11 protein-coding genes are annotated in these 24,742 nt (G+C 43.7%); 3 read left to right on the forward strand and 8 right to left on the reverse strand.

The genetic code is table 11. The annotated features are described in order from the left end of the window. The first annotated feature begins 426 nt into the window (after positions 1-426). Both QUA23_RS18335 and QUA23_RS18340 read left to right on the forward strand, forming a co-directional pair. Entirely contained in the window at positions 427-6,918 is a 6,492-nt protein-coding gene (locus tag QUA23_RS18335; RefSeq protein ID WP_333077527.1) for a PAS domain S-box protein, read from the forward strand. 248 nt (positions 6,919-7,166) lie between these two features. Then, on the forward strand, positions 7,167-8,387 hold the full coding sequence (locus QUA23_RS18340) for a hybrid sensor histidine kinase/response regulator (protein WP_333077528.1): 1,221 nt from the start codon (positions 7,167-7,169) through the stop codon (positions 8,385-8,387). Positions 8,388-8,721: 334 nt separating this feature from the next. On the opposite strand, the gene QUA23_RS18345 is transcribed toward QUA23_RS18340, so the two are convergent. Next, a complete protein-coding gene (locus tag QUA23_RS18345; RefSeq protein WP_333077529.1) occupies positions 8,722-8,874 on the reverse strand; it encodes a hypothetical protein in 153 nt (50 codons plus the stop codon). Positions 8,875-9,069: 195 nt separating this feature from the next. Between QUA23_RS18345 and QUA23_RS18350 the strand changes: the two genes are divergently transcribed. Further along, positions 9,070-14,097: a PAS domain S-box protein gene (locus QUA23_RS18350; protein ID WP_333077530.1), complete on the forward strand. Its 5,028-nt coding sequence runs from the start codon at positions 9,070-9,072 to the stop codon at positions 14,095-14,097. Positions 14,098-14,323: 226 nt separating this feature from the next. Here QUA23_RS18350 and QUA23_RS18355 read toward each other — a convergent pair whose 3' ends face one another. The 7 genes from QUA23_RS18355 to QUA23_RS18385 all read right to left on the reverse strand — a co-directional run bounded on the left by QUA23_RS18355 (position 14,324) and on the right by QUA23_RS18385 (position 24,741). Continuing rightward, positions 14,324-16,072 carry a diguanylate cyclase domain-containing protein gene (locus tag QUA23_RS18355; RefSeq protein WP_333077532.1) on the reverse strand — a complete coding sequence of 583 codons (1,749 nt, stop codon included), beginning with the start codon at positions 16,070-16,072 and terminating at the stop codon, positions 14,324-14,326. A gap of 38 nt (positions 16,073-16,110) precedes the next feature. After that, on the reverse strand, positions 16,111-16,563 hold the full coding sequence (locus QUA23_RS18360; RefSeq protein WP_333077533.1) for a response regulator: 453 nt from the start codon (positions 16,561-16,563) through the stop codon (positions 16,111-16,113). Further along, positions 16,560-16,778 (reverse strand): hypothetical protein, encoded by a 219-nt coding sequence (locus QUA23_RS18365; RefSeq protein ID WP_333077534.1) that lies wholly within the window; start codon positions 16,776-16,778, stop codon positions 16,560-16,562. Before QUA23_RS18365 ends, QUA23_RS18360 begins: the two co-directional genes overlap by 4 nt. Before the next feature lie 271 nt (positions 16,779-17,049). Then, complete coding sequence (locus QUA23_RS18370; protein WP_333077535.1) at positions 17,050-18,957, reverse strand: PAS domain S-box protein; 1,908 nt, start codon at positions 18,955-18,957, stop codon at positions 17,050-17,052. Continuing rightward, on the reverse strand, positions 18,958-20,898 hold the full coding sequence (locus QUA23_RS18375; protein ID WP_333077536.1) for a response regulator: 1,941 nt from the start codon (positions 20,896-20,898) through the stop codon (positions 18,958-18,960). It abuts the gene before it with no gap. Positions 20,899-21,191: 293 nt separating this feature from the next. Further along, positions 21,192-24,347 carry a PAS domain S-box protein gene (locus QUA23_RS18380; RefSeq protein ID WP_333077537.1) on the reverse strand — a complete coding sequence of 1,052 codons (3,156 nt, stop codon included), beginning with the start codon at positions 24,345-24,347 and terminating at the stop codon, positions 21,192-21,194. After that, positions 24,337-24,741 (reverse strand): response regulator, encoded by a 405-nt coding sequence (locus tag QUA23_RS18385; protein WP_333077538.1) that lies wholly within the window; start codon positions 24,739-24,741, stop codon positions 24,337-24,339. The genes QUA23_RS18380 and QUA23_RS18385 overlap by 11 nt, the downstream gene beginning before the upstream one ends. Between the last annotated feature and the right edge of the window lies 1 nt (position 24,742).

Here is a 24,742-nt window from a genome sequence, read left to right on the forward strand (position 1 = left end):
CTAGGGAGTAGGGTTTCATTGTTCTCTTTCTTACCACCTCTAATATTGTACCTAATCGTTAAGCAAAGTGCTGTAAGGGGGTTTAAAATAACCAATACCCAGAAAACTTACTCTTTGTGAAATGGGCAGAAGAGCCCGTTTTTGAGAATAGTTCAATCTCTGATATAAAGTGCATTGTAAATGGGATAATCTTACTTTTGCAACCCAGCTAGAAATAAGATTTTTGAGGCAGGATTTTTGAGGCATGAGGCAGAAGGCAAGAGGAAGAAGGAAGGAGGGAAAAGAAATGTTTTTACAAATATGAGATACTCCCTTGTAATTCTTGCACCAAAGAGTTTTCAACTGGAACGAGGGGATTTGTGGCTATACAATTCTTTATATGCTATAATAGTTTGCTAGACTGCCTTATGACAAAAAACAAGGTATATGATATCAGTTTTGAGCCCACCCGCAAAGCGAAACGGCTTTAAAGTTCTTCTGGTCGAAGACAATCAAGCAGAAGCCGATCTGATCGAAGAATTATTATTAGAAACCAATGTCAGTAGAGCCGAACCCCAAAGGCTCTCAGTAAGTTGTACAGACCGTCTCAGCAAAGCGCATGAACTTTTGATCGGCGAACATTTTGATGTGATTTTACTAGATCTTTCGCTGCCCGACAGCCAAGGCTTAAATACAATTGTCAAAATACAAAAATATAGCCTAAATACTCCGATTGTCGTACTGACTGCCCGCAACGATGAAGAGCTTGCTGTGCAGTCAATCCAAGCCGGAGCTCAAGATTATCTAGTCAAGCGAAAAATCGACAGCGAAGTGTTAATTAGATCGCTTCGTTACGCAGTCGAGCGACAGCACAACCAAGAAGCTTTGCGAAAAAGTGAAGAAAAATATCGCTCGGTAGTCGAGAATTCTCTCGTCGGGATTGCCATTCTTGCTCCTCCGATATCCCCCTCAGCACCAGAAAAATACGAGTGGTTGGAAGTAAACGATGCTTTGTGTGATTTGCTGGGGTACGATCGCCAAGATTTTTTGCATGAGAATTGGGAGAGGTGGGGTTTTCCTGAAGACTTGCAGGCGAGTTTAGAGCAGTTCAATAAAATTTTGGCAGGGGAGAGTGAAGGCTATGTTTTAGACCAAAGATGGCGCAGAAAAGACGGAAATACAGTTTATACTAGAGTTTACCTGCGCTGTATCCGCGCCCTAGACGGGTCGATCGACCACCTGATTAAAGTAGTCTTGGACGTGAGCGATCGCTACCGTTACGAAGCTCAATTAAAAGCATCAGAAGAGTTTTTAAATCACACGATTAATTCTACTCCTGACCCGATTTTTGTCAAAGATGAGCAGCACAGATGGATCGTATTAAACGATGCTTTTTGCAATTTGATAGGAAAAAGGCGATCGGAACTGATTGGCAAGTCAGGATACGATTTTTTCTCCCCAGCACAAGCGGCTTTTTTTTGGCAACAAGACGAGCAAGTATTGCAAAGAAGTCTTTCTCAGGAAACAGAAGAAGATTTTACCGATTGTGGCGGAAAAACACGCATTATATCTACCAAAAAAACTGTTTTCCACAACGCGGATGGTCGTAAAATGTTGGTCGGGACAATGCGAGATGTGACAGAATACAAACGCCAGCAAATTGCGTTGGAGGAAAGCGAAGCTCGATTTCAAAAAATGACCGACAACGTGCCTGGAATGATTTATCAATATCGGCTTGATGTCGATGGTAAAACATCTTTTACTTACGTTTCTTCTGGCAGTTGGCAGATCTACAATTTAAAACCAGAACAAATAGAAGAAAATGCCACTTTGGCTTTTGCAACAGTTCACCCAGACGACATCTCAGGCTTGCAGCGATCGATGGCAACTTCAGCGGTGACTCACCAAGCTTGGCAACACCAGTGGCGACAAGTTATGGGAGATCGAGTGAAATGGCTGCAAGGAGCGTCGAAGCCAGAAAAGCAAGCCAACGGCGATATAGTTTGGGACGGTTTGGTGATGGATGTTACGGAATTAAAACAAACCCAGCAAGACCGCGATCGATTTTTTAATATCTCCCTGGATTTACTTTGCATTGCAGGTTTTGATGGGTATTTCAAACGCTTAAACCCCGCTTGGTCGAATGTATTAGGTTATAGCAGTGATGAAATGTTAGCCAAACCTTTGATAGAATTCGTCCATCCAGAAGACCTAGAAATTACTCTAGCCGAATTAGAAAAACTTCAAAAAAGCCACCCTGTTATTAGCTTAGAAAACCGCTATCTTTGCCAAGATGGTACTTATAAATGGCTGTCGTGGACAGCATCGCCGTTTGCAGAAGAAGGTTTGATTTATGCAGTGGCTCGCGACGTTACATTTAGCAAGCAAGCTGAAGCTGAGTTGCGTAAGAGCGAAGCCACCAACCGCGCTCTTTTAAATGCGATACCAGACATGATATTTCGCTGTCGGGCAGACGGCACTTTTGTAGACTTCAAGCCGGCCAAAGATTTCGAAGATATCCTCCCACAAAAAGCACTAATTGGCAAAAAAGCACAAGACATATTACCGGCTGCTTTTGCTGAAAAAATCTTGTCGGGCAATCAACAAGCGATCGCCACCGGCGAGATTCAAGTTGTAGAATATCAAATGCCCGTTAATGATGAACTGTACGATTTTGAAGCGAGAATTGTTTTTTGCACGGATGACGAAATTATTGCGATCGTCCGCGACATCACCAATCGCAAACGTTTCGAGTCAAAACTCCACCGGCAAGCTGCGGCAATGGCTGCCGCTTCCGAAGGTATAGCCATAATCGATACCGACGGGCTGTTGATTTATTGCAACGCAGCCCGACTAAAAATCTACGGTTACGACTCTCTCGAAGAAGTGTTAGGCAAAAGTTGGAAAATATTCTACCAAGGTGCCGAACGGCAAAGGTTTGAGCAAGAAATTATGCCGGCTTTAGTGCAGAAAGGTTGGTACATGACCGAAGCAGTAGGATGCCGCCGCGACGGATCGAAAGTTCCTCTAGATGTATCGCTGACAATGCTAGCCGACGGAGAGACTATTTGCGTTGTTCGCGATATTTCCCAAAGAAAACAAGCAGAAGCCGCACTGCGAGAGACCCAGCGATTTATTCAACAAATTGCTGGGGCAAGTCCTAATATTTTGTATGTTTGCGATTTAATTGAAAAAAAAAATATCTATGGGAACGCTTCTATCTACAACATTCTGGGCTATACAGTAGAGGAGATTCAGGCAATGGGGCCGTGGATGATGTCAACTTTAATCCACCCCGAAGATTCAATCAAAATGCCTGATTATTTACAGCAAGTCGAAACAGGCAGCGAAGGAGATATCTTTGAAATTGAATACAGAATTAGGCACAAGGATGGTTCTTGGCGCTGGATGGTCAGCCGAGATACTGTATTTGCGAAAACAGCAGACGGTAAGTTAAAACAAGTTCTCGGCACGGCAACTGATATTACAGAAAGCAAGCAAGCAGAAGATGAAATAAAGCTGTTGCTGGCCGCAACTCAAGCCATTAGTCAGTCGGCAGATTTTCACAGCGCCCTCCCAGATATTTTGCGGTTGCTGTGCAATGCGATCGGCTGGAATTTTGCGGAAGCTTGGATACCGAGTGCTAACGGTACTTTTTTGGAACACAGCGAAACTTGGTACGCTAGCCATAGAGATTTAGATGCGTTCGGTCGCGAAAGTAAAAAAATTAGATTCGCCGCCGGAGTGGCAGTACCTGGACGGATTTGGTCAACCAGAAATGTAGAATGGATTGAAGATATTTCTCTAGCCAAAAATCATCTTTTTGCCCGATCGCAAATGGCGGTATCAGTCGGATTGAAAGCTTGTTTCGGAGTGCCAATTCACGCTAGCTCAAAGGTGCTGGCAGTTTTAGTATTCTGCAAGCGCGACCGCTCGATTATGGAACCGCGTATAGTAGAGTTGGTCAAGGCTGTAGCGACTCAGTTGGGCGCTCATATTCAGCGCAAACAAGCCGAAGAAGAATTGCGTAAAAGTGAAGAACGCTGGCAGTTAGTTCTCAAAGGCAATCAAGACGGAATTTGGGATCTGAATCTTCAAACAAATGAAGCTTTTCGATCGGCCCGCTGGCAAGAAATTATCGGTTACACAGACGGCGAAATCGAAAGCACCAAAAGCCCATGGATCGATCGCATCCATCCAGACGATCGTTTGCGAGTGCAAGCAGCGATCCAAGGTTATCTCGATCGCCAAACCCCCAATTACGCCGCCGAATACCGCTTGCAATGTAAAGACGGTAGCTATAAGTGGGTGCTCGCCCGCGCTCAAGCAGTGTGGGACGAAGCCGGAAACCCTCTGCGGATGGTGGGTTCGATGACCGATATTAGCGATCGCAAAGCAGCAGAATTAGCTTTACTGCAGGTCACTCAAGCCGTCGAAAGTACCAGCGACGCGATCGTGATCGCCGACTTGAAAGGGCGGTCTATTTACCACAATCAAGCCTTCATTCACCGCTACGGCTACACGGTGGAAGAACTCAATGATATTGGCGATATGACCGCGCTTTACGTCCGGCCTAAAAATTACAAACAAATATATAAAAGCCTTCGCCAAGGCCGCTCTTGGTGTGGTGAAGTTGCGCTGCAAACTAAGAGCGGTGAAGCAGTAACTGCTCTGGTGCGAGCCGACAGTATTCAAGATGTCAATGGAAATTACATCGGCTTAATAGGAGTAATTACCGACATCACAAAGCGCAAAGAATCAGAGCTAATTTTGCGGCAAAAGTTAAAGCGCGAACAGTTGGTAGTAGCCATGCTGGAACGCATTAGATCTTCTCTCAATCTCGAAGAAATTCTTACCAAAAGTGTCGAAGAAGTGCGGCATTTTTTGCAAGTAGATCGCACTATTATTTACCAATTCAATCCGGATTGGAGCGGATTTATCGCTGTCGAGTCGGTTGCCGAAAATTTCCTACCAATTGTAGGAATGGAAATTTATGACCCCTGTTTCGGGGCAGCGTACGTTCCTCTTTACCAAGACGGTAGAATTAAAGCCATAGAAGATGTTCACAATGCCAGCATGGCCCAGTGCCACTTGGATTTGTTGACTCGGCTCGATGTGAGAGCGAATCTGGTAGTACCGATTTTACAAGGCGAAAACTTATGGGGGCTGTTAATTGCCCACCACTGCACGGGCCCGCGTCCCTGGCAGCAATTCGAGGGAGAGTGCTTAAAACAATTGGGGGTGCAGTTGGCGATCGCCATTCAGCAATCAATGCTATTTGAACAAGCACAAACCGAAATTGCCGAGCGCAAACTTGCAGAAGCCGCCCTGCAATTAGCTAAAGAAGCCGCCGAATCCGCCAACCGCGCTAAAAGCGACTTTCTCGCCAACATGAGCCACGAATTGCGGACGCCTTTGAACGGGGTTTTGGGATACATTCAATTGCTAAAAGTCGATAAAAACTTGACCGCAGATCAGCAGGCAAGTCTTAACAACATTCACCAGTGTGGCAACCACCTGCTGATGCTGATTAATGATGTTTTAGACCTCTCAAAAATCGAAGCTAGCAAAATGGAGCTTTCGGTGACAAACGTGCATTTTCCTACTTTTGTTAAAAGTATTATTGATTTGTTCCAGATGCGCTCGGCTCAAAAAGGAATTGCCTTTAATTACGAGCAGGTTTCAGCGCTCCCAGACGGGATTTTGGCAGACGAAAAAAGGTTGCGTCAAGTTTTGATTAATGTGCTCAGCAATGCCGTTAAGTTTACGAACAGCGGCAGCGTTACATTCAAAGTCGGTTATGCAGAACATTTCCCCGATAATTCTCCTCAAACCAACTGGGAAACTTCTAATTTGACAGCGGAAACTGCCACTCAACCTATCAATTTGACCGCTAATTTAGACGCGCAGCAAATGTCGATCCAGCCACTAGGAACAACAGAAGCGCGCGAGGTGACAACAGCAGAAAATATCGACCGTGCCCCTACCCCTAAAATTCGCTTTCAAATCGAAGATACGGGCATTGGCATCGGGCAGAATAAATTAGAAGACATATTTTTGCCTTTTCATCAAGTGGGCGATCATAACAATTTCGTCGAAGGTACCGGACTGGGACTTTCCATCAGCCAAAAATTAGTCAAAATGATGGGCAGCCAAATTCGCGTCCAAAGTACCTCCGGCAAAGGCAGCATATTTTGGTTGGATCTAGACTTGCCTGCAGTCGCCCAGTGTTCGGAACTTCCCTCCCGGCAAGAAAAAAGACGACTTGTAGGTTTTACCGGCCCTCAGCGGAAAGTGCTAATAGTGGACGATCACGAAGTAAATCGCGCCATGTTGCACAGGCTGCTTTTTCATTTAGGCTTTGAAATTGCAGAAGCTACAGACGGCGAAGACTGCTTGCATAAAGCACAGGAATTTCTACCGGATATAATTTTAATGGATTTCCTGATGCCCGTAATGAACGGTTGGGAAGCTACCAGGCGGCTGCGACGGTTGCCGGAATTAAAAGATACGGTGATCCTTGCTTTGTCCGCTAACGTTTACGAGACTACCAAGCAAGAGAGCAGGCTTGCAGGTTGCGATAATTTTCTCACCAAGCCGATTCAAACTAACGAGCTTTTAGAATTATTGCGCCTGCATTTGAGACTAGAATGGGTTTACGAAGAAAGATCGCATACCAAACAGCGGATAGATAAAACTGCAAAAGCATCTTCTGAGATTGCTACTGCTGACTCAACGATGGTGTCTCCTGCCTCAGAGTCAGTCTTGAGATTGTTAAGATTGGCTGCAATGGGCGATATTGAAGCTATTCTGGAAGAAACTGCTAAACTCGAACATTCTGACCCGACATTAGTGCCTTTCGTTCATCACCTGCGCCAACTTGCTAAAGGATTTCAGCTCAAGCAAATTAGAGATTTTTTGAAGCAACATTTGTCCTAAAATTGACTGTAGCTAACACACAACTCAAAATCCGTTAAATCTCACATCTTGCATTTTTGTCAGCAACAGGCAAGATGCCTGTTCCAAAGAGAATGAAGTTTTGGTGGGATGGGCATCCTACCCGCCCATAAAAGAAAGAGTGATTGCAAATAAAGGCATCTACGAAGCAACCGGGTTTCGAGAGTCGCAGAAAATCACTTGAATCCGATTTAAACTCACAACCCACAACTAAAAAGTAAAAAACTTGAATGTTTGCCTTGAATATGAACGATAAGAATTCCGAAAGAAGCATCATACTAATTGTCGATGACAACCAAACAAATCTGGACGTACTTTTCGAGTTGTTAAGGAATTATGGGTTTAAAGTATTAGTAGCTCTAGACGGCGAAAGTGCGATCGAGCAAATTGACTACATCCATCCAGACTTGATTCTTTTGGATATCATGATGCCAGGAATTGACGGTTTTGAAACTTGCCGACGTTTGAAAGCAGACTCGTCAACGCAAGATATTCCCATCATATTTATGAGCGCCCTTTCTGATACGCCTGATAAAGTAAAAGGCTTTCAGACAGGAGCCGTTGACTACATCACTAAGCCTTTCCAGCACGAAGAAGTTTTGAGCCGGATTCAAACCCACTTGACAATCCGCAGCTTGCAAAAAAAACTTGAAGAAAAAAACCTCGAACTTGCCCACCTCAACCAAAACCTGGAAAAACTTGTTGAACAAAAAACCAAGCAATTAATAAACCAGGAAAAAACAGCCATCATTGGACGTTTGACCCAGGGAATGGTTCACAACCTCAAAAGTCCGCTGCAAGTGATTCAGACTAGCGTCGATTTGATTGAAACAAAAGCTACACAAATTCAAGAAGACTCTCTGTTTAATTATAGTAAGTATATTTTTCAAGCGGTCACAAAAATCAATCAGATCATGGATACTCTGATGATGAAAAGCCGAAACGAGCAAAAGCAAGATTTGCACCCGGTGAATATCAACGATTTAGTGCAGAGAGAAATTCAGCTATTGGAAGGCAACCTTTATTTTAAAAACAAGATTAGAAAAAAATACTTTTATGACGAAGAAATTGCCAGCATTCCATTAATTTATTCCTATATTTCTCAAGTATTTTATAATTTAATCAATAATGCAATGGATGCTATGTGGGAAAAGAAAAGCAGAGAAATAACTATCGTGACTCGGCAGGATGACTCGAACATATATATGGATATTGCAGATACGGGATGCGGCATATCGTCTGAAGAACTGCCAAAAATTTTTGACCCGTTTTACACATCCAAGCCACCTAAAGGCGAGGAAAAAGCCGAAGGGGAACCGACAGGAACTGGCCTAGGACTTTATACTTGTATTGAACTTTTAAAACCTTTTAACGGTGAGATTGCTATTAGCAGCAATGTCGGTCAAGGCAGCGTGTTTACAGTTGTGCTGCCCAAGCCACAGAAAAATTGAGCGACTCAACTGAGTTAAATCGTGTCCCTGTAGACAATCGTAATTAAGTTGGTAATTAGGTTTGTACCAAGCAATGCAAATCTTGGTTACTGGAGCAAGAGAGGACTTGCATTGCTCAATACAAATATGCGCTAAGTGTAGGCAATTAAGCTAACACAATCTCAGAGCGTATTTTGTAAATCAACGGTAATTATCGTACCTTAGTAGTAATAGCCTTATTAAAAAAATAATGCCAATTTAGGCAAGCTTTAAACGGCTATTTAAAATTTAAAGTTTCAAAGGCTATTAGCCATGCAAATTTTGATTACTCCGCGCTTTTTTGACTTGCCTCTTGCTATTCCCCTGCCAAAGGTTGTAAATTAAAAGAGAGTTGAGTTGCAATATTGGTAAGAGTATAATAGTTTGGAGCCACTAGGTTTGGGGCGAGGCGGAAAACTTGCAGCGAAGAACTCAATTCTACAAATAAATCTGCGGGGTCTGCAAGCACACAGCGCACTCTCAAGCGTGCGGTTCAAGTCCCCCAATCATGAGCTAGGTATCTGCATCCGCTGCTGAGATTTTATAATTACTAAAAAATAGCAAAAGGATAGCAGTAAAAAAATGCCACTGTACGCAAAAACCAAAGGGTCATAGTCATCAGTCATTCCAAATCTCAAATCAAAAATATAAAATATAAAATGGTATGACATCTGTTTTTGAGTCAACTTTAACGCCTGCTTGTTTAAAAATTCTTTTAATAGAAGATTGTGCAGAAGATGCAAAACTTATTCAAGAACTACTGTCTGAACCCCAACTAGGACAATCAATTGATCTGACCAATGTAGTTCGCCTCCGGGAAGCTATAGAAATTTTAAGGGAGAAAAGTTTTGATGTAATTTTATTAGATACTTCACTTCCTGACAGCCTAAAATTTAATACTTTTTTCCGCCTTCAAGATTGCGGTATAAATACTCCGATCGTCATTCTGACAGCGGCCGATGACGAAGAACGGGCGGTTGAGTTAATTGCCGCCGGCGCCCAAGATTATCTGGTGAAAAGACAGCTAGACAGCCGGCTGCTGGTACGGACGCTCAGGTGTGCGATCGCCCGCCAGAAACGGCAAGCAGAATGGCAAAAAAGTCAAGAAAAATACCAGCAGGTTGTTGGCAATATCAAAGAAGTCGTTTTTGAGACCAATACTGCTGGCAATTGGACTTTTCTCAATCCGGCTTGGACGGAAATTACCGGGTTTACCGTTGATGAAAGCTTAGGAACTTCCTGTTTGAGTTACATTCATTCTGAGGATCAACACCAATATTTAAATTCGTTTAGAGGTCGGATACCAAATCAAAAAATATCCTGTTGTTACCAAAGTCGATATGTTACCAAAAATGGTGAAATTAGGTGGGTGGAAGTGCAAGAGTTTTTTATTTTGGGTGTCAACGGAGAGGCGCAGGGGACGACAGGAACTATCAACGATATTACAGAGAAAATTTTAGCTATTTCCGAACTAGAAGCTAGTAAAAACTTTTTAAATTCTACGATCGATGCAGTTGCAGACCCACTTTTTGTCAAGGATGAGCAGCACCGTTGGATACTGTTAAATGATGCTTTTTGCAAGCTGATCGGGAAGCAGCGCGAGGAACTGCTGGGCAAATCGGACTATGACTTTTTCCCAAAACAAGAAGCGGATATTTTTTGGCATACTGACCAACAAGTGTTTAGGACGGGGAAAGAAAACGAGAGTGAGGAAATATTTACAGACGCCAACGGTGCAAAGCACATTGTGTCTACTAAAAAAACTGTCTTTGAAAATACCGATGGCAGTAAAATTCTCGTGGGGATAATTCGAGATATCACTGAGGATAGGCGAAAACAATTAGCCCAAGCCCAGCAAGAAAGCGAAGCTAGACTTCGGCAACTTACTGCCAATTTGCCGGGAATAATTTATCAATTTCGCCTATCCGCCGACGGCGAAAAAAGTTTTCCTTATATTTCTTCGGCTAGCCGCGATTTATATGAATTGGAACCAGAAAATATTCAGAAAAATCCCCAACTACTTTTTAGTTGTATTCATCCAGACGACCGCCAAAAATTTGAAGAATCAATTGCTGTTTCTGCGGCAAATATGCAGCTTTGGTACCAGGAATGGCGCGCGATTTTCCCGTCGGGAAAAATTAAGTGGTTGCAAGGGGTTTCGAGACCGGGACAAGTTAATTTTCCCACAGAAATAGGGCAGGAAGGGGATATAGTTTGGGAAGGCATGGTACTGGATATTACTGATTTAAAACATACCGAAGCAGTTTTGCGGGAGAGCGAAGCCAGATTTCGATCGCTCGTTGAGAATATTCCCGGCGCTATCTGCCGCAGCTTATACGATGCTGAGTGGACGATGGTATTTATTAGTGATGAAATTGAGGTCATTAGTGGGTATCCTGCTGGGGATTTTATTGGCAACAACGGCTTGAGTTTTGCCAGCATTGTCCACGAGACAGACAAGGAAATGGTCGATCGACAAATCAGCGCAGCAGTAGAGTCGAAACAGCCGTACAATCTAGAATACCGGATTGTTCGCGCTGATGGCGCGGTGCGGTGGATATCGGAAAGAGGTAGGCCAACTTACAATCTAGAAGAGCTTGTTTTGTGGCTCGACAGAGCGATTTTTGACATTACCGAGCGCAAACAAGCCGAACTGACTTTGTGCCTGGTAACTCAAGCTGTAGAAAGCGCTAGTGATGCGATCGCGATCGCAGATTTGGACGGTTATTCCGTTTATCACAATCAAGCATTTATTCAGCGCTACGGCTATAAAGTTGAGGAACTCAATAATGCCGGCGGCCCAGCAGTAATGTACCCCAAATCTCAAGATTTGAGGAAGTTATTTAGGGTGCTGCGGAAAGGTTTTTCCTGGGATACTGAAATAGAAATCAAGACTAAAAATGGCGAAATTATAGAAAGTTTATTACGAGCTAACTGCATTAAAGATAGCGCTAGTCAACCGATAGGAATGATAGCCATAATTTCCGATCTCACAGAAATAAAACGCACGGAATCGGCATTAAAACTAAGTCAAGAGCGCTTGCAGTTGGCGGTTTCCGGCAGTTCTTTGGGGCTGTGGGATTGGAATATAGCTACTGGCGAAACTTATTTCGACTTTCATTGGAAATCAATGCTTGGTTACGCAGAAATAGAAATAGAAAACAACCTCAAAAGTTGGGAAAAATTGCTGCATCCCGATGATCGAGTGAAGGTAATGAAATCTTTGAATTCATATTTGGAAGGTGAGACTAATATCTATGAAGTTGAATTTCGGATGCTCAACAAAGCGGGCAATTGGCAGTGGATTCTGGCGATGGGCAAGATAGTCGAGTACGACGAATGGGGGGCGCCGTTGCGAATGACAGGCACTCACAAAGATATCAGCGCCCGCGTTGCAGCAGAAGCCGAAAAAACGCAGTTAATCGCATCTCTGCAACTAAGTGCCGAACAGTTGCAAACAGCACAAAGAATAGCCCGCATCGGCAATTGGGAATTCGATATGGAGGCAGGAATTATTACTTGGTCGGAAGAACTGTTTCGAGTTTACGGTCGAGAATTGAATCGGGCGCCGACAATGGAAGAACTTTTAGAGCAAATTCATCGCGATGACAAAGAAAGGTTTTCACAAGTTGTGCAAAACGCAATGACTGAAGGGACAGCTTACGACATCGACCACCGCATCTATTTTTCATCAGGAGAAATCAGGCACGTTAACGCTAAAGGACAATCTGTTAAAAATGAGTTTGGTCAGGTGGTGCGGCTGTTTGGCACGGCAATGGACATTAGCCATCGCAAAAAAGCAGAAATTGCTTTACAAGAAAGCGAACAGCGATTTCGCGCTGTATTTGAACAAGCGGCGATTGGCATTGTGAAAGTGTGGCCAGACGGTCAACTTTTGAATGCCAATCAAGGGTTTTGCAATATTGTCGGATACTCAGAATTGGAGCTGAAATCACGAAATCTTGGGGATATTTCTCACCCCGAAGATGTAGCAGCCGATGTCGAGTCGCGCGACAGACTGTTAGCTGGGGAAATTTTTAATTATTCCATTGAGAAACGCTTTATTCGCAAAGATGGTTCATTAGTTTGGACTAATATGACTGTATCTTTAGTTCGGGAGGTGTTTGGGGAACCTAGCTATGTAATTGGTGTGATTGAAGATATTAGCGCTCGCAAAATTGCCGAGGCTATATTGCGCCAGCAATTAAAGCGAGAACGCCTGGTGGTAGGAATGCTGGAACGCATTCGCTCTTCTCTCAATTTAGAAGAAATTTTGACAAAAACTGTTGCTGAAGTACGGCAATTTTTACAAACAGACCGGACAGTAATTTATCAGTTTAATCCCGATTGGAGCGGTTTTGTAAATGTCGAGTCAGTGGGCAAAAATTGGCTGGCTATTCAGGGGATAACTATTGACGATTCCTGCTTTGAAGACAGCTATGCTTCTGCTTACGAACACGGTCGTACTGTAGCTGTTGATGATATTTACCAAGCTGATCTTTCCGAGTGCTATATTAATTTATTAAGTCAATTTCAGGTGCGAGCTAATTTGGTAGTGCCAGTTTTGCAAGGCGAGAAGTTGTGGGGGCTATTGATTGCTCACGAGTGCGCGGGTCCCCGCCACTGGCTGGAAATTGAGGTCGAGTGTCTCAAACAAATTAGCGTGCAGTTGGCGATCGCGATCCAGCAATCAATGCTGTTTGAGCAAGCACAAAGTGAAATTACCGATCGCAAACAAGCCGAGTCAGCTTTGCAGGAATCGGAAGCGCGAGAACGTTCAAAAGCGCTAGAGTTAGAAGCAGCTATTAATAAACTCCGAACGACTCAAGCTCAGCTCGTTCAAAATGAAAAAATGGTGAGTTTGGGTCAGTTAGTTGCTGGTGTTGCTCACGAAATCAATAACCCTGTTAGCTTTATTCACGGCAATATCAATCCGGCTAGAAATTACACTTTAGATTTGCTGGAATTGATTAAAGTTTACCAGGATTACTGTCCTAATCCTCCAGCCCAAGTCTGGGATAAAATTAATGAAATAGACTTGGATTATATTGCTGAGGATTTTACGAGATTGTTTAATTCGATGCAAGTAGGAACCGAGCGAATTGTCGAGATTGTGAAATCGTTGCGTAATTTTTCCCGATTGGACGAGTCTGCTGGGAAGTCGGTTAATATTCACGAGGGAATTGATAGCACTTTGATGATTTTGCAAAATCGGTTAAAATCTCACAGCAGTCCGGGAGAAATTAAGATAGTTAAAGATTACCAACTATTGCCACAAATTGAATGTTTTCCGGGCGAGTTGAATCAGGTATTTATGAATATTTTAATTAATGCGATCGATGCTTTGGAAGAACGGGACAAGCAGCGTTCAATCGAGGAGTGCGATCGACATCCCAGCACGATCGTTATTCGCAGTTATCAGGCTGCTGCCGGCTTCGTAGCAGTATCTATTGCGGATAACGGGCGGGGGATACCGGAGTCAGTGCGATCCAGGCTGTTTGACCCGTTTTTTACAACTAAACCTGTGGGCAAGGGCACAGGTTTGGGATTGTCGATTTCTCACTCGATTATCGTCGATCGCCACGGCGGCAGATTGAGCTGTATTTCAACACCGGGAGAGGGAGCGGAGTTTTTGATTGAAATTCCAGTGCGCTCGAATTTAACAGGTAGGAAGTCAAATTTAGGGCACTAAATTAGCAATTGGTGATGGGACATTGGGAAGCGGAAATGGGTAATATCGAATACCGTAACATCGGAATTATACCCTGCCAGCGAGCATTATCCTTGATCCGGCTCACTCGATCGCATTCCGCTGGCAGTGCAGTCAGAAAATTATTATTACGATGCTAAGGTCAACAATATGATTTGTGAGTGAAAAATAAAACACGCTCTTACTAATTACCAATTACCTGCAACTTTTACATAAAAATCGGGGAAGATTCCGAGTTACTGCTGGCGTGACAAATGCGATTTTTGCCTTCGGTTTTGGCTTGATAAAGGGCGCTGTCAGCGCTGCGAATTAGGGTGTGGGGAGATTCCTGGGCAGAAGGAATCGCTGTCGCAATGCCGCAACTGAGGGTAACGTAGGGGCCGATCGACGATCGCGCGTGGGGCAGTTTCAAGCTGGCGATGGTGTCGCAAATTTTCCGGGCGACAGCGTTTGCCCCTTCGGCGCTAGTGTTGGGCAGCACTAGGGCAAACTCTTCGCCACCGTAGCGGGCAGTCAAATCCCCAGCCCGGTTGGTGGATCTGGCGATCGCCCCGGCAACTTGGCGCAAACAATCGTCCCCGCCCAGATGCCCATAAAACTCGTTGTAAAGTTTAAAAAAGTCGAGGTCAAACATAATTAAAGACAGCGGAAGTTCCTCTCTTGCCAATCGGCGCCACTCTAAGCTCAAAACGCGATCGAACTGGCGGCGATTGGCAATGCCAGTCAGTCCGTCAGTAGTTGCCAGTTGCTGCAATTTTTGATTGGCTATTGCTAGCTTGCGGTAAAGTTGAGATTGTTCGATCGCGATCGCCACTTGATTTGCCAAGTGCTGTAAAAAATCTATTTCCCACTGCTGCCATTCCCTAGCACCGCAGCAATTGTATGCTGTCAACATTCCCCACAAACTATTGCCCTTTTGTGCGATCGTATCCGGCAAATTTTTACCCTGCGCCTGCGGGTTGTCACTCGCCTGATACCAAATATAATTTTCCGCTGCATTTTGATTTTTCTCGACTTCCCAAACAGTTGCTTCTTGTGTTTCTTTTGCCGTTTCCCAGTCGCCTGATTGCCAAATTGGCACGCTGATAACTGCTGCAATTTCACAATCTGCCAACAATTCTTTGCAACTACCAGCCAAGGGGGCAGTGCGGACATCTGCTATTGCTTGTACCGACTGGGATTCGACTAAAACAAAGCATGACACCGCCAAAGCAGCACTAATATTTTGGTTTTCAATATAACCTTCTGGCAAACCGTCACCGGCGACGATCGCACCTTTTTGCTCTTCCCCATCGAATTGAGACACCCAATCCTGACAGCGATAAATTAAAACGCGATCTGTTTGGAGGAATTGGCGCACTTCTGCAACCGTACATTGGAGAATGCTTGCCGGATCTATTGACGATCGAATATGTTCTATCATTTTGCCCAACAGCCGCTCTCGAAGAGCCTGCTGTCGCAATTGTTCTTCGATTTGCTGGCGTTCGATCGCGTAATGGATTGCCCGCACCAGCAGAGTTCTGTGAAATCTTCCCTTTACCAAACAATCTTGAGCGCCCCAGCGCAATACCGACCGGGCTATATTTTCATCATTAATATCTGTCAGCACCACAATTGGCAATGTGGGCCATCGCCCTTTCAAAACTGCGATCGCCTCGCTTCCCCTCAAGCTGTCTGACACTGACAAATCTAATAGTACGGCGTCAAACTTGTCTACTTCCAGACGCCCAACTCCTATCTCCAGAGACTTAACGGTTTGGAGAACAAATAGAGACTCGCTGAATGACCCTAGAAGATCTTCGATCATTGTCGGAGCTCCGAGGTCATCCTCAACCAACAAAATTTTCAGACATTGGTTAGATTTTAACACAACTATAGCGTGCGGAGCGGGTCGAAGGCAACTTTTTTTTGAGAGCGATACTTGCGATCGGCAAATATTTCGGCTTATCAAATTCACTATACACTCAAACTATGGATTTAGCCCTCCATTAAAGTTTACATATCCGGCGGCAGTGAAACGATTTCAAACCAATACTCACATAAAGCCTTCATTACTTCAAGCAATCCTTCAAAAGTGACTGGTTTGGATATGAAAGAATTGGCTCCTAAGCGGTAGCAAAGCAAGATATCTCTTCGGCGGTGGGAAGTTGTGAGCATTACAACCGGAATTTGTTGCAAATGGGGGTCAGCTCTGATCGAAGTTAGTGTTTCGCGCCCGTCCAGCCTCGGCATATTCAAATCCAAAAGTATCAAGTCTGCCTGATGCCAATTGCTGCTAGCAAAATATTGACCACGGCGGTACAAATAGTCTAGTACCTGTTCTCCGTTTTCCACAAATTCGCTCGTAATTGCTAATCGAATTTCTCGCAGTGCTTCCTCCATCAAAAAGCGCGTATCCTCGTCATCGTTTGCTATTAAAAGAGTAAATTTTTTCTTTTTATAATTCACCGCTTTGCCTCACTACGAACGTCCTTTGTGAGGTTGCGTGATTTGGAGCCGTGTCTGAGTACCTGCACAGCATCTCTTTCCATCATCCGGTAAATCAGGCTGAGAACACTAAAAGTGTGTGGCAGCCATTTCCCATTTTTCTCTATTTGCAAAGGTTTGCGAATTATGCTTGTTTCACTTTCCAGTCTGTCCGAGAACCGGCAAACTGCCAACATATTACAAATCCTTCTCCGCGAACTACTAGGGAAACTATTGCATCCCAAAGCAAGATGCTCTGGATACTGTTGAAAAAAATTAACAATTCTTGCGTGCACCGCTGATTTATAAGTTGTATAAGAATAGAGCTAATAGTTTTATATTGATACATTTCTAGCTCGCTGTCATCAGTGAATATGCTATACTTTATAAGCATTCTTGTAAAGAAAACATAAAGATGGTTAAAGCTTAAGTAAAGGACGAGTGACTGCTTCAGGCGGGCTGTTGACTTCACTTTGGTATAGGAATAGAAAAATAAAAAGTTGAGCCTCGATTGGGTTCTGATTCTACCCAAAGGCTGCCGCCGTGTCGCTCGACAATTCTTTGACAAATCGCTAAACCGATACCAGTGCCAGAATACTGTTTTTGGGTGTGCAATCGCTGAAAAATCTGAAAAATTCGCGGATGGTACTGTGAGGCAATCCCAATACCATTATCCTGCACTGAAAACACCCAGCTATCCCCCTGGTGCAAAGCGTCCACCTGCACCACCGGCGCCTCACTGCTGCGGTACTTAATGGCGTTACCAATTAAATTTTGAAACAGTTGCAGCAGTTGAAAACAGTCACCTGTTACCCTTGGCAAATTCCCCTTAGTAACTGAAGCTTGATTCTCGCGGATAGCCAAATGCAAATTAGCACAAGCATCCTCAAAAACCCGATTGCAATCTATCATGTCAAAAGGTTTCTGACTGCGACCGACTCGCGAATACTCCAGCAAGTCATCAATCAGCGCCTGCATCCGCTCGCAAGAATTAACAATATTGCGGATAAATTTATTCCCTTGGGCATCAAGTTGGTTGGTAAAGCGTTTTTCTAATAGTTGAGCGTAGCCGGCAATCGTGCTCAAAGGCGCTTGCAAATCGTGAGAAGCCACGTAAGCAAACTGTTCTAGTTCGGCATTAGAACGAGTTAATTCTTGAGCGTAGCGCGTTTGAGTGTCTAAACTCTCTTGCAGCAATTCTTGTACCAGCTTGCGTTCGGAAATATCCTCGATCGCACAAATCAAATACTGCAGCGTTCCCTTGACATCGCGCATTGCCGAAACAGTAACATTTGCCCAGCGCACTGCCTCATCTTTGCATAGCAAACGCTTTTCCACAGAAAAAGTTTGAATCTTCCCGGATAACAGTGAACGCAGGTATTCTCTGTCCACTTCTCTGTCATCTGGGTGAGTAATTGCTTCCCAATTTTGCTGTAACAATTCGGATTGTGCATAGCGGACAATTTGACAAAAGCCGGGATTTACCCGCATAAATTTACCGCAAAGCGCGGTTTTAGCTATGCCGACCGCAGCTTGCTCGAATATCGCGCGGAAGCGTTCTTCGCTGTCTCGTAGGGCAATTTCTGCTCGTTTGCGATCGGTAATGTTACGAAATGTTACTGCCAGACCATCGTTTAATTTCACAGCCACAATGTGCAGCCAAACAATTGTATCTCGCTCCTGTTCGTAATAAAATTCTTGGTCTACAGTTTCTCCTGTTTCTACTACAGAAACATACAAATCAAATAACCCGTTATTGCTAACTTGGGAAACTTTCGCTAACAAATTCTTGCCAACTATGTCATTTAATAGCAGACCATAAAATTTTTCAGCGGCAGGGTTGATCAAGAGCCACTCGAAATCTACAATATTTCCCTCACTGTTGCGGACAGCAGAATAAGCCACCACACAGTCTAATGAACTATTTAATATGCTAGAAAGCAGCGACTGTGACTGTTGCAGTTGATAATTTTGTTCTTTTAATTGCTGTTGCAGTTTTTGCAAGCGGACTTGCTTGTCGATGCGTGCTAAAACTTCTTCTACTTGAAATGGTTTAGTAATATAGTCAGCACCTCCTACTCGAAAAGCTTGTAATTTATCGTTCATTTCATCTAATACGCTTAAAAATATCACCGGGATTTGTTCGGTTTCCGGTGTCGCTTTCAGTCTCCGACAAACTTCATAACCGTTCATTTCCGGCATTCTAATGTCGAGTAAAATTAAATCCGGGCAATGGCTGAGCGCAACATTCAACGCCAGTGGACCGCAAATAGCTCGGTAAACTTGATACCCCTGGGATGTTAGCAGTTTGGATAAGAACCGCAGATTGCTTGGTTGGTCATCAACCACCAATACTTTAATTTCGCTATTATCCATTTATTTTAAACTCGATTGAGTTAAATCCATTATCTTGTCGAGTCGGTAATCGGCAAGCAAATCTTTTAAAGCCTCAGCTAAAGTTGGATGACTTTCCCAGATGCGATCGACAAGTTGAATCGCCAGCTCTTCATTAACATCATTAGCTGCTTCGTAGAGTTCCTGCACCCAGCTTTGAGGCATTTGAGCCAGTAGCTCTCCGAAAAATGAATCGGGTTTTTCGTTCACACAATAACGCCGTAAAGCCCCGACTGGGAGCCGGGGCAACTCTTGATAAAGATAGCGGACTTCCAAGTAGCAAGCTATCTTATCAAAGAGGATTTGTTCTTGAAAAGGTTTTCGCACAAAATCGTCGCAACCTGCGGCGATAATTTCGCCTTTTTTCTCCTCAAAAGTGCTAGCAGTCAGAGCAATAATTACAGTTCGCCACTGAGTTTGTTTCTCTTTCGCTCTAATTTGTCGGACAGCTTCAAAACCGTCCATTACCGGCATTCGCGTATCCAGCCAAATTAAATGAGGCTGCCAACTTTCCCAAAGTTCAACCGCTTGGTAGCCATTTTCCGCTTCTCGGACTTCAAAACCAATTGGTTGCAACATTTTAACCAGCAGCAGCCGATTTTCTTGATTGTCGTCAACTGCTAAAATCCGATAAATCGGTTGATCTGCTTCTAGCCCGATCACCCGCTGCAATGTCGCCACTGTTATTTCAGACGAAATAGCAGCAAATACTCGGATATTAAATTTAAAACTGGTTCCCTCACCTAAAACACTTTTTACCCAAATATCCCCACCCATTATCTGCACGTATTTTTTAGTAATTGTCAAACCCAACCCCGTACCATCCGCCGCTTTTCTCCCCGCTTGTGTTTGCACGAAAGCATCAAATAAAGTATCAATTTCTGCTGTTGCTATGCCAACTCCCGTATCTTCAACTTCAAACAAAATTAACAAGGGTTCGACTGAGGTAGAGTTAGGATGACTTTCCGATTCTGTCTGCTGCGGCTGGTTGCTTTCCACGCTCACGCGCAGCCAAATACGGCCCCCGTCGTGAGTAAATTTCATGGCATTTCCCAGCAGGTTAATTAAGCAGACGCGCAGCTTGTTTTCGTCAGTTTTTATATATTGGGGAACATTTGCCTGGACGGAAAATCTCAGTTGCATTTTTTTTGTTTCAGCTTTGATTTGAAACATTTCTTCGAGAGTGTCGAGGAGTTGATAAAGGTCAAAGCTGCGTTCATCTAAGCCAATTATCCCTGCTTCTATTTTCGACAAGTCTAAAACATCATTAATTAGTTCCAGCAAATGTTGACCGCTGCGGTTAATAATTCGGAGGTTTTCGAGATTTTCGTGGCTGAGCAAAGAGTCGCGACTCATGACTTGGGTAAAACCCAGGATGGCGTTCAGGGGCGTCCGCAATTCGTGGCTCATATTGGCAACAAATTGACTTTTTGCAAGCGATGCAGCGGCCGCTGCTTCTTCGGCTTTTTTGCGTTCTATTATTTCTTCTTGCAGTTCTTTATTGCGATCGAGCAATTGTTTTTTCAGTCTCTGGATAGTCAGTTGGTGTTCGATTCGCGCTAAAACTTCTGCTACATGAAACGGTTTTGTGACATAATCTACCCCTCCCACTTTAAAGGCGGTTACTTTGTCCAATACTTCATCTAAAGCACTGATAAAAATAACTGGAATTTCTGAGGTATTCGGATCTTCCTTGAGCTGTGTGCAGACTTCGTAGCCGTCCATTTCCGGCATTTTGATGTCGAGCAAAATTAAATCTGGAGAACCTGAGCGCGCGGCTCTGATTGCCATTTTGCCGTTAATTACGCCGCGGACTTTGTAGCCCCGATCGGACAGCGTTGCTGATAAAACTTGCAAATTTTCTGGAGTATCGTCAACAATTAATATGTTGCCTTTATTTTCTTCTATTTGATTTTTGGTCATCGATCGCTATTTTTTGTTAATTTAAGAATTGTTGAAATTATGAAAACTGATTAAATGTTAATTATAGCACTTTCTCCTCAATGAACTCCTTTTATATTTACAGAACTTATCCTAGTGAAAATTTGAGATGTGAGATTTGAGATTAAATAATTGAGAATGACTGATGATTACCAGGGTGTGGAGCTTGGCTACAAGTAAATTAGCCGCTCGCCCGCAGGCGAGTTTACAAATAGGCGATCGACCTACATCATCCATAATCCTGAACCTGCCCCTATCCTTTCTTTTTTCATCCTTCAACAATTTCTAAACTCCTCAATCAAATCGATAATCCGATCGCATCGGAAGTTATTCGCCAAATCGACGATCGCGCTGCGGAAACTCGCATTAATAGGAGGAATCGACAACAGCCGAAAAATCTCCTCGTTATCAACCGCATCCGCCGCAGAATACAATTCATCAACCCATTCAGCAGGCATACCTTCCAAAAATGAAGTATTGAGCGTAAAAGCCAAATCAGCCGTTTCAGTTGCCGTGGAAACCTCGGCGGACACCGCAGCATCAGAACTTAGCGAAGCTTCTCGATCGTAAACATAGCGGACTCCCAGATACTTAGCCATCTTTTCCAGAATCACTTGCTCCCGAAAAGGCTTCGCTACAAAATCATCGCAACCAGCCGACAAAATCAGCGATCGCTCCTCATCAAAAGCACTTGCAGTCAGAGCAATAATCACCGTTGCTTGACCTTTCAAATGCGCTTTAATCTGTTTAGTAGCTTCGTAACCGTCCATCACCGGCATCCGCATATCCATCCAAATCAAATGAGGTTCCCAACTCGACCACATTTCCACAGCTTGAACGCCATTTTCAGCGTCCCGCACCGCAAAGCCAAGGGATGTCAGCATTCTGACCAACAGCAAGCGGCTTTCCAGGCGATCGTCAACAGCTAAAATCCGGTATTCTCGCTGTCCGGGTTCGAGACCAACCACTCGGCGAGCTGTTTGAGCAACCTGAATTTCCACTGCATTAGGGAGCGAGACTTTAACATCAAATCTAAAAATGCTGCCGCGACCGAGGGTGCTTGTTACCGTCATCTTCCCTCCCATTAACTGAACGAACTGCTTGCTGATTGGCAAACCTAAACCGGTTCCTTCTTGAGCTTTTTTCCCGCTTTCTGTTTGCGCGAAAGGTTTAAACAAATTCTCCATTTCTTCCGCAGAAATTCCTGAACCTGTGTCTTCCACTTCAAATAGCAAAGAGCACCTCTCACTTAGCAAATTTTCTGGGGAGCTTTTATTTTTTAGCAGCTCATGTTTGACTCTTAAATTGACACCACCTTCCGCAGTAAATTTAATAGCATTTCCGACGACATTTATCAATACTTGTCGCAACTTGCTTTCGTCAGTTTCTATATATTGAGGTAGATGTGGTGGGCAATCAAAAATTAACTGCAACCCTTTTTTTTCGGCTTGCAGCTTCAGCATATGTTCAGTATTTTTTATCATCTTGTGCAAGTCGAAAGTGCTGTTATTAAGTGTGACCAGGCCGACTTCAATTTTTGACATTTGCAGAATATTGTTGATCAGAACGAGCAAATGTTCTCCGCTCTGGGTAATAATTCCTAAGTATTGCTGTTGATCTGCACCGAGGTCTGGGTCGCGGGCTAGCAGTTGGCTGAAACCGAGAATTGCGTTGAGGGGAGTTCGCAATTCGTGGCTCATATTCGAGAGAAATTCGCTTTTTGCTCTGTTCGCTCTGTCGGCTTCTTCTTTAGCTTTTCGTAGAACTATTTCAGCTTGTTTCCGTTCGGTAATATCGCTAGCAGTGCCTGTTGTGCCGATGATGTTTCCTTCAGCGTCCATGCGCGCGATCGCCTTGGTATTTACATCAATCTTTCGGCCGTCTTTTCCTAATACTATATTTTCGTACTGAAACACAGTTTTTCCCGTCAGCAAGCGCTGCTGAAGTTCCCATTTCCAGTCTATTTCTCCTGGAGCCAAGAAATCGCTAAAAGTACACCCTAGCATTTCTTCAGGCTCATAACCGTAGATTTGTTTAACTGCTTGGTTCACAAAAGTAATGTGTCCTTCAGCATTGCAAGACCAGATAATATCTTGGGAAGTTTCAACTAAATGACGGTATTTTTCTTCGCTCTCTGCAAGGGCTATTTCTGCCAGCTTTCGTGGGGTAATGTCCATCAAAGTTGTGAATAGTTTTGTCACTTGCCCTTGTTGGTTGACAACTACTTCTCCTCTGGCTTCGATGTAGCGAATGAAGCCGGCTTCACTTATTTGTGATGGGCTATTATCTGCAGCAATTTTTGGTTCCGGGCGCAGAATTCGATATTCTAAACTATAAGATTGCCCGCTAGCAATAGCAGTGTCGATCGTTGTTTGCCACTTTTGTCGATCGTCCGGATGTACGTATTGCGAAAACTCAGCTAGTGTTGGCGCAGGCTGGGTTGGGTCGAGCCCAAAAATCCGAGATAACTCTTCCGACCAAGTAGTTGTGTTGGCAGAGAAATCGCATTCCCAGTTACCGACACGGGCGATTCTTTGCGCTGCTGCTAAAGAAGCTGCTACACCTCGGAGTTTTTCTTCGGCTAATTTGCGATCGCTAATATCTTGAATTACAGAAATTACGCAAGTTTCGCCATGAATGTCAATGATTTCTGCTGACAGTAGCCCGGTTCTGAGTTCCCCTGTTTTAGTGCGAAAATCAAATTCGTAATTGAGAATAATTTGTTTTTCATCTAACATTTTAAACAACTCGGCGTGGGCTTGTATATTTTCCCAAAGATTCAAATCAAGCGCCGTGCGATCGAGGATTTCTGCGGCGGAATAACCGACGATCTGGCAAAAAGCCTGATTAATTTCTAAATAACGACCGTCATTAAGTCTGGTAATAGCAATCGGGTTGGGAGAAGAACGAAAAGCTTTAGCAAACTTTTCCTCAGACAAGCGCAGTTGTGCAGTCCGCTCCTCGACTAAAGTTTCCAGTTCTTGATTCAGCTTTTGGAGTTGAGAATTTTGTTCCGCTAATTGCTTCTCCCTAAAATAGCTGTTAATCGCTTCTTTTACCGTCAACTTCAAATCTTCCGACTGCCAAGGTTTCGATATGTATCGGTACAATTTAGCATATTTAATAGTATTCGCCACTGCTTCTAGGTCTGCTTGCCCCGTCAGCATGATTTTGATAGTTTTTGGCGACATTCTGTGAATCTGCTTCAGCAATTCGTCCCCTTTGATATTCGGCATCAGATAGTCGGAAATCACTGCTACGATTTCGCAGCCCTCTGCCAGCAATTCCTCGATTAACTCTAAAGCATCTTCGCCACCTTCAGCGGTTTCTAATAAGTGTTCTTCCCCCAGGGTTTTTTTTAACTCAATTTTCAAACTTTCAAGAATTATCGGTTCATCATCCACACAAATAATCACAGGTTTATTGTTCATTTTTTGCCAAACCCGATTTTATAGTTTCTACTAATTCTTTACGATCCCACGGCTTGTACAAACAGCGGTGCAAGTTTGCTTGCTCCTTCACCCGTGCTATTGCTACTTCGTCGGCTTGTCCGGTCAGCATAACTTTCACAATTTTAGGATATTTTTGGTGAACCAGAATCAAAAATTCATCTCCTTTAATCCCTGGCATTAACCAGTCAGATACTATGACCAAAATATCACTTTCCTCTTCTTCTTGAATTTCATCCATAATTTCCAGAGCTTCATCTGCATTTTCTGCTACTTCATAGAGGTAAGCATCCCCAAATTCTTTTTTAAGTTGAATTTTTAAACTATTTAAGACCACAACTTCATCGTCAACGCACAAAATTACTGGTTTAGGCATA

This window comes from Microcoleus sp. Pol1C5 (assembly GCF_036701115.1).
Lineage (GTDB): Bacteria > Cyanobacteriota > Cyanobacteriia > Cyanobacteriales > Microcoleaceae > Microcoleus.